This is a genomic window from Corynebacterium sp. HMSC034H07 (assembly GCF_001815175.1).
GTDB lineage: Bacteria > Actinomycetota > Actinomycetes > Mycobacteriales > Mycobacteriaceae > Corynebacterium > Corynebacterium hiratae.
In genome coordinates this window covers 42,140-55,668 of record NZ_KV819481.1, presented here as the reverse complement: position 1 = coordinate 55,668, position 13,529 = coordinate 42,140, and the positions used below count along the sequence as shown (strand labels likewise).

Annotated in this window: 9 protein-coding genes and 1 pseudogene; 5 read left to right on the top strand and 5 right to left on the bottom strand. The window is 61.6% G+C overall.

Going from position 1 to position 13,529, the window contains the following annotated elements; all coding sequences use genetic code 11:
* Nucleotides 1-361: 361 nt before the first annotated feature.
* Both HMPREF3009_RS00355 and HMPREF3009_RS00350 read right to left on the bottom strand, forming a co-directional pair.
* A complete protein-coding gene (locus HMPREF3009_RS00355) occupies nt 362-1,813 on the bottom strand; it encodes a hypothetical protein (RefSeq protein WP_070547181.1) in 1,452 nt (483 codons plus the stop codon).
* Nucleotides 1,814-1,941: 128 nt separating this feature from the next.
* On the bottom strand, nt 1,942-3,498 hold the full coding sequence (locus HMPREF3009_RS00350; protein WP_070547180.1) for a catalase: 1,557 nt from the start codon (nt 3,496-3,498) through the stop codon (nt 1,942-1,944).
* A 174-nt stretch (nt 3,499-3,672) separates the two neighbouring features.
* Here HMPREF3009_RS00350 and HMPREF3009_RS00345 point away from each other — a divergent pair, with 174 nt between their 5' ends.
* Both HMPREF3009_RS00345 and HMPREF3009_RS00340 read left to right on the top strand, forming a co-directional pair.
* Nucleotides 3,673-4,221 (top strand): RNA polymerase sigma factor, encoded by a 549-nt coding sequence (locus tag HMPREF3009_RS00345; protein WP_046647897.1) that lies wholly within the window; start codon nt 3,673-3,675, stop codon nt 4,219-4,221.
* A 278-nt stretch (nt 4,222-4,499) separates the two neighbouring features.
* Complete coding sequence (locus tag HMPREF3009_RS00340; protein ID WP_046647898.1) at nt 4,500-5,822, top strand: YkvI family membrane protein; 1,323 nt, start codon at nt 4,500-4,502, stop codon at nt 5,820-5,822.
* 112 nt (nt 5,823-5,934) lie between these two features.
* Here HMPREF3009_RS00340 and HMPREF3009_RS00335 read toward each other — a convergent pair whose 3' ends face one another.
* On the bottom strand, nt 5,935-6,972 hold the full coding sequence (locus HMPREF3009_RS00335) for an aspartate-semialdehyde dehydrogenase (protein ID WP_049157831.1): 1,038 nt from the start codon (nt 6,970-6,972) through the stop codon (nt 5,935-5,937).
* A gap of 19 nt (nt 6,973-6,991) precedes the next feature.
* Nucleotides 6,992-8,257 carry an aspartate kinase gene (locus tag HMPREF3009_RS00330; protein ID WP_046648822.1) on the bottom strand — a complete coding sequence of 422 codons (1,266 nt, stop codon included), beginning with the start codon at nt 8,255-8,257 and terminating at the stop codon, nt 6,992-6,994.
* A 146-nt stretch (nt 8,258-8,403) separates the two neighbouring features.
* On the opposite strand from HMPREF3009_RS00330, the gene HMPREF3009_RS00325 reads away from it, so the two are divergent.
* The gene (locus HMPREF3009_RS00325; RefSeq protein ID WP_070510593.1) at nt 8,404-9,276 is read left to right on the top strand and encodes a DMT family transporter; all 873 of its coding nucleotides are present in this window, start codon (nt 8,404-8,406) and stop codon (nt 9,274-9,276) included.
* On the opposite strand, the gene HMPREF3009_RS00320 is transcribed toward HMPREF3009_RS00325, so the two are convergent.
* A complete protein-coding gene (locus HMPREF3009_RS00320; RefSeq protein WP_070510596.1) occupies nt 9,273-10,475 on the bottom strand; it encodes a mannosyltransferase family protein in 1,203 nt (400 codons plus the stop codon). The genes HMPREF3009_RS00325 and HMPREF3009_RS00320 overlap by 4 nt on opposite strands.
* A gap of 278 nt (nt 10,476-10,753) precedes the next feature.
* Here HMPREF3009_RS00320 and leuA point away from each other — a divergent pair, with 278 nt between their 5' ends.
* Together leuA and HMPREF3009_RS13500 are read left to right on the top strand one after the other, a co-directional pair.
* Complete coding sequence (leuA, locus tag HMPREF3009_RS00315; RefSeq protein WP_070510598.1) at nt 10,754-12,568, top strand: 2-isopropylmalate synthase; 1,815 nt, start codon at nt 10,754-10,756, stop codon at nt 12,566-12,568.
* A gap of 307 nt (nt 12,569-12,875) precedes the next feature.
* A pseudogene (locus tag HMPREF3009_RS13500) lies at nt 12,876-13,529 on the top strand (hypothetical protein); the annotation flags it as partial.

Genomic DNA, 13,529 nt, shown 5'->3' with positions numbered 1-13,529 from the left:
CGCAAATCCACACGAAATGTCCCTTAAGCCCGCCGACCGACGTTATTTTGGGACCACGGCTGGCGGCAAAAGGTTTGATATCGCGAGAGTCGGTCACGGTGATTCTCCAATTCTTCAGCGTTCAGTGCCGCCAATTTTACCCCCGAAAATTGGAAACGACGCGGTGCCCCTACAGCAGCCGCGTCGCCCCTATTCCCTATCACTCACAACGGATTGGAGAAACCGTTTGCCTACCCCCTAAGTAGGCTTTGTGAGCGATTCTCACTCTAGCACTATTTCCCCTCGCAACGGTAGATAAATCTTCAAAAACTCTGTAACGCTTCTCCCTGCTCAGTCGATGCTTCACAGGCAGGCCTTTGAGCTAGGCTTTTCCATTTTCTTCGTGCCTAGCGGGTGCCCCCACGAGAACGAAAGCCGCGATCGAAATTACCCCCAAAATAGCCAGCGCGGTCCACAGCTGTGGGGACTGTCCCCCATTGCCTGCCACGGTGATGGCGGAGGTTGCCCACTGCATGGGAAAGAGGTGCACGAGCGCACTCATCGCGGCGTTGAGATCGGTTCCCGTCGAGGCCGCTTTCCACGCCCATCCCACGACGCCCACCTGGGCTACGCCAAGCACGCTGCCTAGGCCCCAACCAGCGAGCCCCAGTCCGCGCACGAGTGCGTACACAATGCTTGCCGACGCCACCCCGGCCCCCGCCGCCGCGAGCCCCGCCCACGCCACGGCCGCGGCGGTTCCACCGGTAGCAAGAAGTGCCACGAGCAGGCCCACCACAACTCCGATCAGCACCGCGCCGCCCAGCAGCGCGAGGATACGACGCTCCACGCGCGTCAGCAGCGCTCCGATAACCCCGCCGCCCAAGACGGCGATAGCCGCGAGGAGCATGGCCACGATGGGGCTCAGCAGCTGGGAAGGCGCGCTATCGTCCTCAGCTGGTCCGGCCACGGTGGGCAAGGCACGCTGCGCGCCCTGCACCTTGGACCGGTTCTGCTGCGCCATGCCGTCGACCTTCTCTGCGCCGGCAACGAGCTTGTCCACACCTTGCAGGGCCTCATCGACCTTGGAGTTGAGCTCACCAATACCGGCATTGAGCTGCTTTGCGCCCTCCGTGGCTTGGTAGACGCCATCGTGGTAGGCGTAGCCGCTCACGGCCAGCTGGTTGGAGAGCTCGCGCGAGCCATCCTTCAGCTGCGTCAGTTGATCCTGAATGGACTGGTCAAACTGGAAGTTCTCCACTTGGCTGCGCAGATCACCGAGCTGCGAGCGGATGTTCTTTGCCTCCGCCGAGTTGTTTCCTTCCAAGTCCTTGAGGGTGCCGTCGATGGCCTGCAGGATCTGTCCGCGGACCACGCCTAGGCCGATGACTTGGTCGACGGCGCCGCCGACGCCGTCGGCCAGCTCGGTAGCACCGTTGCCCAGCTGGGCGGTGCCGGATTGCAGCTGTACGAGGCCGTCATATAGCTCCTGCGAGCCGCCGGCCAGTTTGTCCACTCCGCCGCCCAGTTCACCGGCTCCATCCTTCAGCTCACCGGTGCCGTCGGCCAGTTGCTGCGCGCCGCTCGCCAGGAATCCCGCCTGGGCATTGGCTTCGCTGAGGGCGCGGGCGACGTCGTAAAGCTCAGCGGGATCGATGGTGCCATCGCTGGGCGCACCCGCCTGCTCCTGAGACCAGGCTTCGGCTGGCTGCCACTCGGACACGGTGGCAACGACCGCGCCGATAACGAGCGGCACGATGAGCACGAGGGCGAGAAGGAGTGCGCGGGTGCCAACCTTCCGGTTAGCGTCAGCAGGAGTAGCTAGGCGTGAGGTCATGTAAAAGAAACTATCGCCCACGCTGGGCAAAAGCGGTCAGGCGCGCGGAAAAGCCCCGCCAGGAACTAGCTTCAATGAACTAGACCGGCGGGGCTACTGGGGTTACGTAATTAACGCGTATGCGTTAATTACTTCTTCTCAGCGAAGAGCTCGCGCACGCGCTTGCCCAGCTGCGGGGAGACTGCATCCCAGTAGGCGTAGACGCGCTCCTCGGTCTCCGGGGACACACCGGCCATAGCGTTGGTGATGTTGTCCGCCAGGCGCTCCTTGGCGCCGTCATCGTAGACGTTCTCGTACAGGTCGGTGGCCTGGACGGTGTCGTTGTCCTCAGCGTGGTGGATATAAGGCGCACGCACCAGGTCGATGCCTGCCGGGTCCGGGTTCACGTAGAGATCCGGCGCGGTGGTGGTCTCCTGCTCCTTGAAGCGCAGGTTCTCATCGCCATCCAGGTAACCGCCGCCCTTAGCGTGACGGTTCGGGGAGTAGACCGGATCCTCCGGGGCGTTGAACAGGTACTGCATCGGACCCTCGTGCTCATAGGTGTTGACCTGGTTGAGCGGCTGGTTCACCGGCAGCTGCTTGTAGTTCGGTCCGATACGGTAGCGCTGCTGGTCGGAGTACGCGAAGACGCGTGCCTGCAGCATCTTGTCCGGAGACAGCCCAATGCCCGGGACGATGTTGGACGGATCCAGGGCAACCTGCTCAATCTGCGCAAAGAAGTTGCGCGGGTTGCGGTTGAGTACGAAGTATCCGACATCGACCAGCGGGTAATCCTTCTTGGACCAGGTCTTGGTGAGGTCGAAGGGGTTGAAGCGGTACTCTTCAGCCTCCGCCACCGGCATGATCTGAACCTTGACGTCCCAGACCGGGAAGTTGCCTTCCTCGATGGCGTTGTAGAGGTCCTCGCGGTGGTAGTCCGCGTTCTTACCGGCCATCTCCGTGGCTTCAGCGTCGGTGAAGTTCTCCACGCCCTGGCGGGTCTTGAAGTGGTACTTCACCCAGAAGGCATCGCCGGACTCGTTGACCCACTGGAAGGTGTGGGAGCCGTAGCCGTTCTGGTGGCGGGTGGTCTTCGGGGTACCGCGATCACCCATGAGGTAGGTCACCTGGTGGGTGGTCTCCGGGTTGCGGGTCCAGAAATCCCACTGCATGTCAGCATCGCGCAGGCCGTTCGCGCCCAGACGCTTCTGGGAGTGGATAAAGTCCGGGAACTTAATGCCGTCACGGATGAAGAAGACCGGGGTGTTATTACCCACGATGTCGTAGTTGCCGTCCTCGGTGTAGAAGCGCAGCGCGAAGCCGTGGACGTCACGCCAGGTATCCGGGGAGCCCTGCTCGCCGGCAACGGTGGAGAAACGGCCCATCATCGGGGTCACGGTGCCCTTCTGGAAGAGCTTGGCCTTGGTGTAAGCAGAGACGTCCTCGGTAACGTGCAGCTCACCAAAGGCGCCGTGACCTTTAGCGTGCGGGGTGCGCTCCGGCACGCGCTCGCGGTTGAAGTGCGCGAGCTTCTCAATCAGGTGGATGTCATTAAGCACCACCGGGCCGTTCTGGCCAACGGTGATGCTGGTGTTTTCAGTAGCAATTGGCTGACCGGAGGGGCGGGTTGTGTTCGGGCCGCCCGGGGCGCGCTGGCCCTTGTCTAGAACCTTGTCTGCCGCGGACTCATTTGAAGCGTTAGTCATGGGGTTAATGCCTCCTAGATCGGTTGATAATTTGCTTTACATTATCAATCACGGACCTTTCATAGACTACCCATAAAAAATGACCTGCGCAACAGTTTTTGGCGTTGCCAGAGTTCACGGCCTTAAGCCCGAGGCACCCAAGTCCTGCCTCCCCCGACTGGTAAGTTATGGGAGGTGAAACGACACTCCGAGCGCGATGATGCGCGCGTCACCGACCTCGCCCTCAAGGCAGGCCGTGGCGATCGCGCAGCCCTCACGGAGTTCATTAAGTCCACCCAAGATGATGTCTGGCGCCTGCTCGCCCACCTCGGCGGCCCGGACATCGCGGATGACCTCACCCAAGAGACCTACCTGCGCGTCATCGGCGCACTCCCCCGCTTCGCCGCCCGCTCCTCAGCGCGCACGTGGCTGCTCTCTCTTGCCCGCCGCGTGTGGGTGGACAACATCCGCCACGATATGGCCCGCCCGCGCAAGTCCGCCACCGAGTACGAGGACGCCGCTGCCCTCGCAGCAACTCCCGAAAACGCCGGCACGTGGAGCGAGTGGATCGACGCCCGCGCGCTTATCGACGCCCTCCCAGAAGACCGCCGCGAAGCCCTCATCCTGACTCAAGTGCTGGGCTATACCTACGAGGAGGCCGCGAAGATCGCCGGGGTTCGTGTTGGCACTATCCGCTCCCGCGTGGCCCGGGCCCGCAAGGACTTAATCAACCAACGCGGCTAATCGTTATCGAGCCGTTACAAATCGGCTTGGCCGGCCATAGAACCTGCATCTACATGCGCCAAACGGCAAATTCTGACACCCCCGCCACTGCCTATCCTTAAGGAAACCGCAGCCCCAGCTGGAAAACACCGATAGACGGCGCCTAATCTTTTCCGAGGCACACGTGATAAATCGATAGTCGAACCGGGCCCGCGAGGCTTTCCCAATTGCCCGCACCACACCTTGGGTAGTGATGGCATTCCCCCGGCGCGTGTGAGATTGAGAGACCTCTTTACCTTATGTGGAAACGCGCAGTGGCCATTTCCATGGCCTTCATCGGCGTCGTCGTCGGCGCCGGCTTTGCCTCCGGCCAGGAAGCACTCCAGTACTTCGTGGCTTTCGGAAACATGGGCCTGTGGGGCGTACTCCTCGCCTCCGCCCTCATGATTATTACTGGTGTAGCAATTCTGCAGCTTGGCTCCTACTTCCAGGCCGATGAGCACACGGCAGTGTACGACAACATTAGTGGGCCCATCGTCTCCCGGATCCTGGACTGGGGCACACTGGCCACGTTGTTCTCCATCGGCTTCGTCATGTTCGCCGGTGGTGGTTCCACCATCAGCCAGCAATTCGAGGGTGTGCCCATCTGGGTGGGCGGCGCTATCATGCTCGTGCTCGTCCTGCTGGTAGGCCTCCTCGATGTGGATAAGGTCAGTAACGTCATCGGCGCGATTACGCCGTTCATCATTATCTTCGTGGTTCTGGCCACCGGCTACACCATCATCGTGACCGACGTGGATTGGTCCCAAGCCAATGAGTTTGCTGTCAACAACGTCGAGAGTCCGCTCAGCAACTGGTGGCTGGCTGCGCTGAACTACACCGGCCTCAACGTCATGTGCGCGGTCTCGATGTCCATCGTCATCGGCGGCAACATCCTGGATAACCGTGCCGTCGGTGTTGGCGGCCTCATCGGTGGCTTCTTCTATCTGCTTCTGCTTGCCCTCCTCGTGGTTTCCCTCTACATGGTGGCGCCGGAAGTCTACAAGCAGGACCTGCCGGTGCTGACGCTGATCAACCACGTGAACCCGGCTCTGGGTTACTTCATGACCTTCATCATCTACGGCATGGTCTTCAACACCGCCATCGGCATGTTCTACGCCATGGGCAAGCGCCTGACCCGCAAGAAGCCGAAGCTCTTCTACCCCGTCTACGCAGGCGCCTGTGTTGTCGGCTTCATCCTCTCCTTCATCGGCTTCAAGCAGCTGGTCTCCAGCGTCTACCCGATTCTGGGTTGGATTGGCCTGCTCATGATTGCCGTCATGGTCATCACCTGGATTACCCAGCGCGACAAGATCACCTCCGAGTCTGACCGCCGCGTGCGCGCCCGCACCTTGGTTAAGCGCCGCCTTGACCCGCGCGAGCACTTCACCAAGAAGAACGAGCGCGAGCTGCGCAAGCTGGCAGCGGCCTCCAACATGGAAACTGAAGAGTTCGTCTCGACCGTTGCCGATGAGATCCACGAGGAGCTCGAGGCCGACGATGAGATTGAATACGACCGCGAGGATCCGGAACCCTCTGTGACCTTCGTGGAGCACACGAAGCCCGAGGTGCCGAAGGACTAGCCCTTCCGCACACCCCCTTTCCCATTACTCACAAAAAGTCCGCCCCCAGATATCACTCTGGGGGCGGACTTTTCTTATTTATGCGGGTTCTAAAACTCGCTGCAGCTTTGCTTTAGACCAGCAGCTCCGCAATCTGAATGGTGTTGAGCGCGGCGCCCTTGCGCAGGTTATCGCCGGAGACTACGAAGACAAGGCCCTTGTTGTCCTCGACCGCCTGGTCCTGGCGGATGCGACCGACCAAGGAGAGGTCGATGCCGGCTGCCGCCAGCGGGGTCGGCACATCGACGACCTTGACGCCCGGTGCGGACGACAGCACCTCGCGGGCCTGTTCCGGGGTAATCGGCTTCTCAAACTCCGCGTGCACCACCATGGTGTGGCCGGTGAACACCGGGATGCGCACGCACGTACCGGAGACCTTGAGCTCCGGGATGCCCAGGATCTTGCGGGACTCGTTGCGCAGCTTTTGCTCCTCGTCGGTTTCTTCCGTGCCATCATCGACGAGGTTGCCGGCCAGCGGCAGCGCGTTGTACGCAATCGGGGCGACGTAGGGGCCCAGATCCTCCTCGGAGACCTCGAGCGCCGAGCCATCGTGGACGAGCTCAACGTTGCGGTCGCCGATGGACGCTACTTGCTTAACCAGGGTTTCCACGCCTGCCAGGCCTGAGCCGGAAACGGCCTGGTAGGAGGCGACGCGCATGGTGGTGAGACCGGCGGCGTCGTGAAGCGCCTTCGTGACCGGCATTATCGCCATGGTCGTGCAGTTCGGGTTCGCGATGATGCCCTTCGGGGTGTTGCTCTTCTCCTCCGGGTTTACCTCCGAGACGATGAGCGGCACGTCCGGGTCCTTGCGCCATGCAGAGGAGTTATCCACCACGATGGCGCCGGCCTCGGCGAAGAGCGGCGCATACTGCTTGGAGGTGGAACCGCCGGCGGAGAACACGGCGACGTCGATCCCAGCGAGGCTTTCTACGGTCTGCTCTGCCAGGTCTTCCACGACGATCTTCTCCTCGCGGAAGGTGAGCTCCTGGCCCGCCGAGCGCGCGGAGGCGAAGAAGCGGACCGTCTCGGCCGGGAAGTTGCGCTCCTCCAAGAGGGTGCGCATCACGCGGCCGACCTGGCCGGTGGCGCCTACTACTGCAACAGTGGTCATGACCTTTACTCCTTAAGTTTTAGCGTCCGGTACCAGCATAAACGGTGGCCTCTTCCTCGCCACCCAGCTGGAACTTCTCGTGTAAAGCAATGGCTGCCTTGTCCAGGTCGGCCTCGCGGGTCAGCACGGAAATGCGGATCTCAGAGGTGGAGATGAGCTCCATGTTGACCCCTGCGTCACGCAATGCCTCCGTGAAGTCCGCGGTGACACCGGGGTGGGACTTCATACCGGCACCGACCAGGGAAACCTTGCCCACTTGGTCGTCGTAAAGCACGTTGCTCCAGTGGCCGTCTTCCTTGAGCTTGGCCAGAATCTCCATTGCCTTCGGCCCATCCGAGCGCGGGCAAGTGAAGGTGATGTCGGTCGTGCCGGACTCCAGGGAGGAGACGTTCTGAAGGACCATGTCGATGTTGATCTCGGCGTCTGCGATAGCGCGGAACACCTTAGCGGCCTCACCCGGGCGGTCCGGGATTCCCAGGACGGTGACCTTGGCCTCGGAGCGGTCGGTTGCGATGCCGGTTAGTACTGCTTCTTCCACGGGGATATCCTCCATTGAACCGGCGATGAGCGTGCCGGGGTCGTTTGAATAAGACGAGCGAACTCGAAGGGGAACGTTGAACGCGCGGGCGTATTCGACGCTGCGCAGGACCAGAATCTTAGAGCCCACGGCGGCCAACTCCAGCATCTCCTCGAAGGAGAGCTGCTCGAGCTTCTGGGCGTTGTGAACGATGCGGGGATCAGCGGTGTAGACGCCGTCGACATCGGAGTAAATCTCACACACATCGGCCTTGAGCGCTGCCGCCAGCGCCACCGCGGTGGTGTCCGATCCGCCACGGCCGAGGGTGGTGACGTCGCGCGATTCCTTGTTGACGCCTTGGAAACCCGCGACGATGCAGATTTTGCCTGCATCCAGCGCCTCGGTCAGGCGGCCCGGGGTGACGTCGACAATGCGGGCGTTACCATGACGCTCAGTGGTGAGCACACCAGCTTGGGAGCCGGTGAAGGATTGAGCCTGCGCACCGAGGGACTCCACTGCCATGGCAACGAGCGCATTGGAGATGCGCTCGCCAGCGGTCAGCAGCATGTCCATCTCGCGCTGCGGCGGGACGGGGTTGACCTGGGCGGCGAGGTCTAGGAGCTCATCGGTGGTATCCCCCATGGCGGAGCACACGACAACCACGTCGTTGCCCTGTTTCTTCGTCGCCACAATGCGCTCCGCCACCGCGCGAATGCGCTCTGCGCTTTCGAGGGAGGATCCCCCGTATTTCTGTACGACTAGGGCCACTGACGGTCCCACCTTTCCTGTTTGTGAGGGCCATTACCTGTTCACCGCCCAATACCTATAGACCGGCAGTCAACTCCTTTAGACTACCGCCCTTTGGCTACCATCGAAACACGTGCTGGATATTAATTCCAGGTAAGGTGGAAACGATGCTTTCAAACCTGGTTGCCGTTGCTTTCGCACTGGCCTCGGCACTAGTCGTGGCCTGGGGCACTGTCATACGCCACCGCATCGTGTTGGACGCCAGCTCCAGGACCGTCATGCGCACCGCAATTCGCACTCCCCTGTGGTGGATTGGCACCGGAGCCGCCGTCGCTGCCTATGCCTTGCAGCTCATCGCACTCCACTTCGGCACGCTGCTCATCGTTCAGCCCATCCTCGTCCTGTCCCTCATGTTCACGCTGCCGCTCGCCGCGTGGTATTCCCGGCGGCCGATGCCGGCGCGGGAGGTCTTCTGGTGCCTGGCACTGACCGTCGCAGTGGGCATCATGGTGGTCTATGGGCGCCCCACCGCAGGCTTGACGACGCCCAGCTGGTCCCAGTGGTGGCCCGCCTTCGCCCTCGGCGCGCTGACACTCGCCGCACTCTTTGTGGCGGCCTATAACCGGCCGGAGGAATCTGCACTCGCGCTCGGCAGCGCCTGCGGCATCCTCTACGGCTACGTGGCGCTCGTAGCGAAAGCGGTGGTTGACGTCCTCTCCCACCAAGGCATCGCAGCATTGCTAGCGAGCTGGGAGCTGTACGTGCTCATAGGGCTGGCGGCTGCCGGCACGGTGATCCAGCAGTATTCCTTCCACGCCGGCGCTCTTGCGCATTCGCTTCCCGCGATGACCATCATGGAACCCATCGTGGCTTTCGGCCTGGGTTACTGGGTCCTGGGCGAGAAATTCCAGGTCGAGAGCATCGCGGGCTGGTGCGTGATGGGGGCTTCGCTCATCATCATGATCGCCGCCACGATCGTCCTGTCACGCATTCCGGTCAACCCGGGAAGCACGCGGCTCGCGGAACAAAGCCCGCACTAGATCGCCCACTCAAAGACCACCAGCATGTAGGCGGAGAACCACGCCGACCACAGGACCCATGCGCCACAGGCAGCCCACAGCATGCGTGGGCGCCACGCCGTGGCGGCGCGCACAACCCACGGCAGCACCAGAATGATTGCGGGCAGGAGAAGTCGCGGGCGCGAGTGCATGATGCCGTCGGAAAGCAGCACATTCGCACATAACGCAGCGCTAAACCACCAGGCGACCGGGTTAACCTTCCCCCAGGCCGCGATGAGCAACACGGGGGCACCGAGGATCACCAGCACGGTGAGCAAGTAGCCCACATCGTTGTTCTCCGTCAAGGTTTCCCACACGAACCGCACGGTGGCAACTCCCCCGTCGAAGGTGGAGTTCCAGTGTTCGGTTTGGATGCCGAAGTAGCCGCCAGCCTCCGCCAGGTAGCGCTGCGTCCACAGCAAGTAGCCCGGCAGCGGGAGCGACGCCACGATCAGGCTGAGCCACGCCTGCCAGGAACGCCGCCCGTAAAGGAGCACCCACAGGCCAAAAACTGCAAGGAAGTCCACGGAGGTCAGCCGGACAAAGGACAAGGCAATACCGAAAGCCGCGGCGCTCCACCAATCGCATTCATCCAGCGCCACGAGTCCCCACACCACAAGGGCCCCGAAGAGGGCTTCCGTATAGGGCATGGAAAACACAATGGACATCGGAGCGCTGCTGACCACGATGGCCGCGGCGCATTGCCCACGGCGCCCTGCCCCCAGGCGCTGCGCTAGGACCATGACTCCAGCAGCCATCACCGCGGTAAAAAGAGTATTCACAAGGAGGGCAGCTACCTCAAGGCTGATCCCGGTCCACCCCAGAACCCGCAACAGTATGGGAAAACCCGGAAAGAAAGCCATAGTGATTTCATGGACCGGCCCATCCGTATGGATGTCCGCATCGAAATAACCTACGCGCGCAATCTCCAGGTAGTACTTAGAGTCCCAGGCCGTGAGCTGATCCCACAGCTCCTGCTCGTTAACGGCTGCGATGCCGCTCAGCACAGCGATGCGCACTGCAGTGCCCACTACCGCGACCAGCACGGCCATGGGCAGCAGCGAAAGTACCCCTAGCACACCTTCAGGGGTCGGGGCGGCATCCGGTTCCTTGCCCGGCGCAGTCTTCTTCCCAGGTTCCGGAGCAGTCGTCATGGTGTTTTCTTCAGGCACGCAACACATCCTAGCCACCCGCGACCCCATCCCAGTATGTGAAACCAGTTGCCGCAGAGTGGGAAGCGTTGTATTGTGGCTCACATGACTTTGCGGCACACTCTTCTCCTTAGTAGCCGCGGCGGGATTTAGGTTTGTAACTCTACGGCCAGCGCCCCGTCGCGGAGCGTGGTGATGCCAACACACACCACAGCTGGCCGTCCCCACAATTCACTACATCGTTGCTCATCACAGCAACGCGGCGAAACAAACGCCTCAGGCCACACACAAGGAAGAGAACAAACACCATGTCCCCCAATGATTCTTTCATCTCCGCTCCCCGCGAAATCACCACCCCGGCCGGCCCGCGCAACGAGAACCAGCCCGCCTGGAATAAGCAGCGCGGCTCCTCGATGCCGGTCCACCGCTACCAGAGCTTCGCCCAGGAGGTCGAGCCCGTCACGCTGCCGGACCGCACGTGGCCGGATAAGAAGATTACTGTGGCCCCGCAGTGGTGTGCGGTGGATCTGCGCGATGGGAACCAGGCCCTGATTGATCCGATGTCCCCGCAGCGCAAGCACCGCATGTTCGACCTGCTGGTAGCCATGGGTTACAAGGAGATCGAAGTGGGCTTCCCCTCCGCTTCCCAAACTGACTTCGACTTTGTCCGCGAGATCATTGAGGGCAATAAGATCCCCGAAGACGTCACCATCCAGGTCTTGGTCCAGGCCCGCGAGCACCTGATTCGGCGTACCTTCGAGGCGTGCCAGGGCGCGAAGAACGTCATCGTGCACTTCTACAACTCCACCTCGAAGCTGCAACGCCGCGTGGTCTTCCGCAAGGACCGCCCAGCCATTAAGAAACTGGCGACGGACGCCGCGGAGCTCATCAAGAGCATTGCCAAGGATTACCCGGATACCAATTGGCGCTGGGAGTACTCGCCGGAATCCTTCACGGGAACCGAGCTGGACTTCGCCGTCGAGGTCTGCGATGCCGTCGTCGACATCATGGCGGCCACCCCGGACAACCCCATGATCATCAACCTGCCGTCCACGGTGGAGATGATTAGCCCGAACGTGTACGCCGACCAGATCGAGTGGATGCACCGCAACTTTGCCAAGCGTGACTCCATCATCCTGTCACTGCACCCCCATAACGATCGCGGCGAAGGCATTGCCGCCGCCGAGCTGGGCTACATGGCCGGCGCAGATCGCATCGAAGGCTGCCTGTTCGGCAACGGTGAGCGAACCGGCAACGTAGACATCGTCACGCTGGGTCTGAATATGCTCACCCAGGGCGTGGACCCGCAGATCGATTTCTCCGATCTGCCCAAGATCCGCGAGACGGTGGAGTACTGCAACCAGCTGCGTGTACCGGAGCGCCACCCCTACGGCGGCGAGCTGGTGTTCACGGCCTTCTCCGGCTCCCACCAGGATGCCATCAACAAGGGCCTGGATGCCCTGGCCCAGGAGGTACGCCCCGGCGCCAACAACACCGAGGTGTCGTGGGAGGAACTGCAGGAAACCACCTGGGAAGTTCCCTACCTGCCCATCGACCCGAAGGATGTCGGCCGCGATTACCAGGCGGTCATCCGCGTCAACTCGCAGTCCGGCAAGGGCGGCGTAGCCTACATCATGAAGACCGACCATGGCATCAACATGCCGCGTGCCATGCAGGCGGAGTTCTCCTCCGTCGTGCAGGCGGTGACCGACGCCGAAGGTGGCGAGGTCAACTCCAAGAACATGTGGGACATCTTCGCCAACGAATTCCTGGAGCGCACCTCCCCGCTAGAGCTGGTCTCCTTCCAGGTGGACAACTCCACCACAGAGGGCGAGGACGCCAAGGTAACCGCGACCATCGTCTTCAACGGTGAGAAGCGCGTTGTCTCCGGCATCGGCAATGGCCCCATCGCCGCGTACGCCAATGCGCTGGAGGACGTCGGAATTGATTTCGAGGTCATCGACTACTCCCAGCAATCCCGCACTGCTGGCGACGACGCCGAGGCCGCCTGCTACATCGCCGCCGAGGTTAACGGCGCCCAGGTATGGGGCGCGGGCATCGCTGGCTCGACGACGCGCGCATCCATCAACGCGATTACGTCCGCAGTCAACCGCGCAGACTAAGCCAGGCAAAGCCAGGCTTAACAACAGTGCAGCTAGGGAGGAGCACGTTCCTCCCTAGCTTCCAGCATCCGAGCTTTAAGCTATGCGCAAAAATTCCTGGTCACCATATCCCGCTGAATGCGCTTTCTTGTAGGCCAGAACTCAGAGCGATATAGTTAAGCAGCGTAACTGCACTGCAATAAAGATTTTTCAAACATTTCGTGCGGCTAGTCAGAGCTTCAGTCTGGGCTTCGGCATTCCCAATGCTCACGGCGAACCCGCCCGGCCGTATGCATCCGACGTGGTCCACTCAGCGAAGGCGAGCAATATGACGGTCACTAACTATGTGGTTCCCCACCACGGGTTTGGCACACCGCGTCGCCTGACGGTTGACACCGTAAACCCAGAGATGTTCCTGCAGCTGCTATCGCTAGCTGAAAGCAGTCATCTCCCCGTCACTTTGAGTGGACATTCAAGTACAGGATTTCGCGTCCATCACGGCGAAGACATCGTGGGCGTGATCCCCGCCTCCCAAGCTGCCGATTACTCGGAGCTGGACTGGATCATTGACGCGGGGCTGACCCCACAAGCCACCGCAGAAATCGCACTCCGCGAGGATGCGGCGGAAGAAACCATTCCTGCTTTCGAGGTCCTCCTCCCAGAGCCTGGCCTGTGCGTGCCGCTCAATATTCCCCCGGCTCAGCGGTGGGGCATGCTCAGTGGCCAGCGCGCTTTGCACATCACCGAGTTTGCGGTCCCAGCCAGTTCCCTACCGACGCACCCTGCGCACCTCCTTGTGCGTTTGACCAATAACCGGCACTTTTTCCGACGCTCCATCGAGGTTCACCTTGATGACGAACTCGTCGCCACGATTCCGCGGGAGCGGGCTCCCTGGCTGAGCGATACCATCGCAGGATTCAATCACGAGGGCCTCATCGCAGTCGCCCGCGCATATTTCATATCGGATGGACAACCAACCCTC

Bases quoted from the DNA above. Each gene is read 5' to 3' on its own strand.
- HMPREF3009_RS00355 (WP_070547181.1), bottom strand. From the start codon at position 1,813: ATGACCTCACGCCTAGCTACTCCTGCTGACGCTAACCGGAAGGTTGGC.
- HMPREF3009_RS00350 (WP_070547180.1), bottom strand. From the start codon at position 3,498: ATGACTAACGCTTCAAATGAGTCCGCGGCAGACAAGGTTCTAGACAAG.
- leuA (WP_070510598.1), top strand. From the start codon at position 10,754: ATGTCCCCCAATGATTCTTTCATCTCCGCTCCCCGCGAAATCACCACC.
- HMPREF3009_RS00325 (WP_070510593.1), top strand. From the start codon at position 8,404: ATGCTTTCAAACCTGGTTGCCGTTGCTTTCGCACTGGCCTCGGCACTA.
- HMPREF3009_RS00320 (WP_070510596.1), bottom strand. From the start codon at position 10,475: ATGTGTTGCGTGCCTGAAGAAAACACCATGACGACTGCTCCGGAACCT.
- HMPREF3009_RS00340 (WP_046647898.1), top strand. From the start codon at position 4,500: ATGTGGAAACGCGCAGTGGCCATTTCCATGGCCTTCATCGGCGTCGTC.
- HMPREF3009_RS00335 (WP_049157831.1), bottom strand. From the start codon at position 6,972: ATGACCACTGTTGCAGTAGTAGGCGCCACCGGCCAGGTCGGCCGCGTG.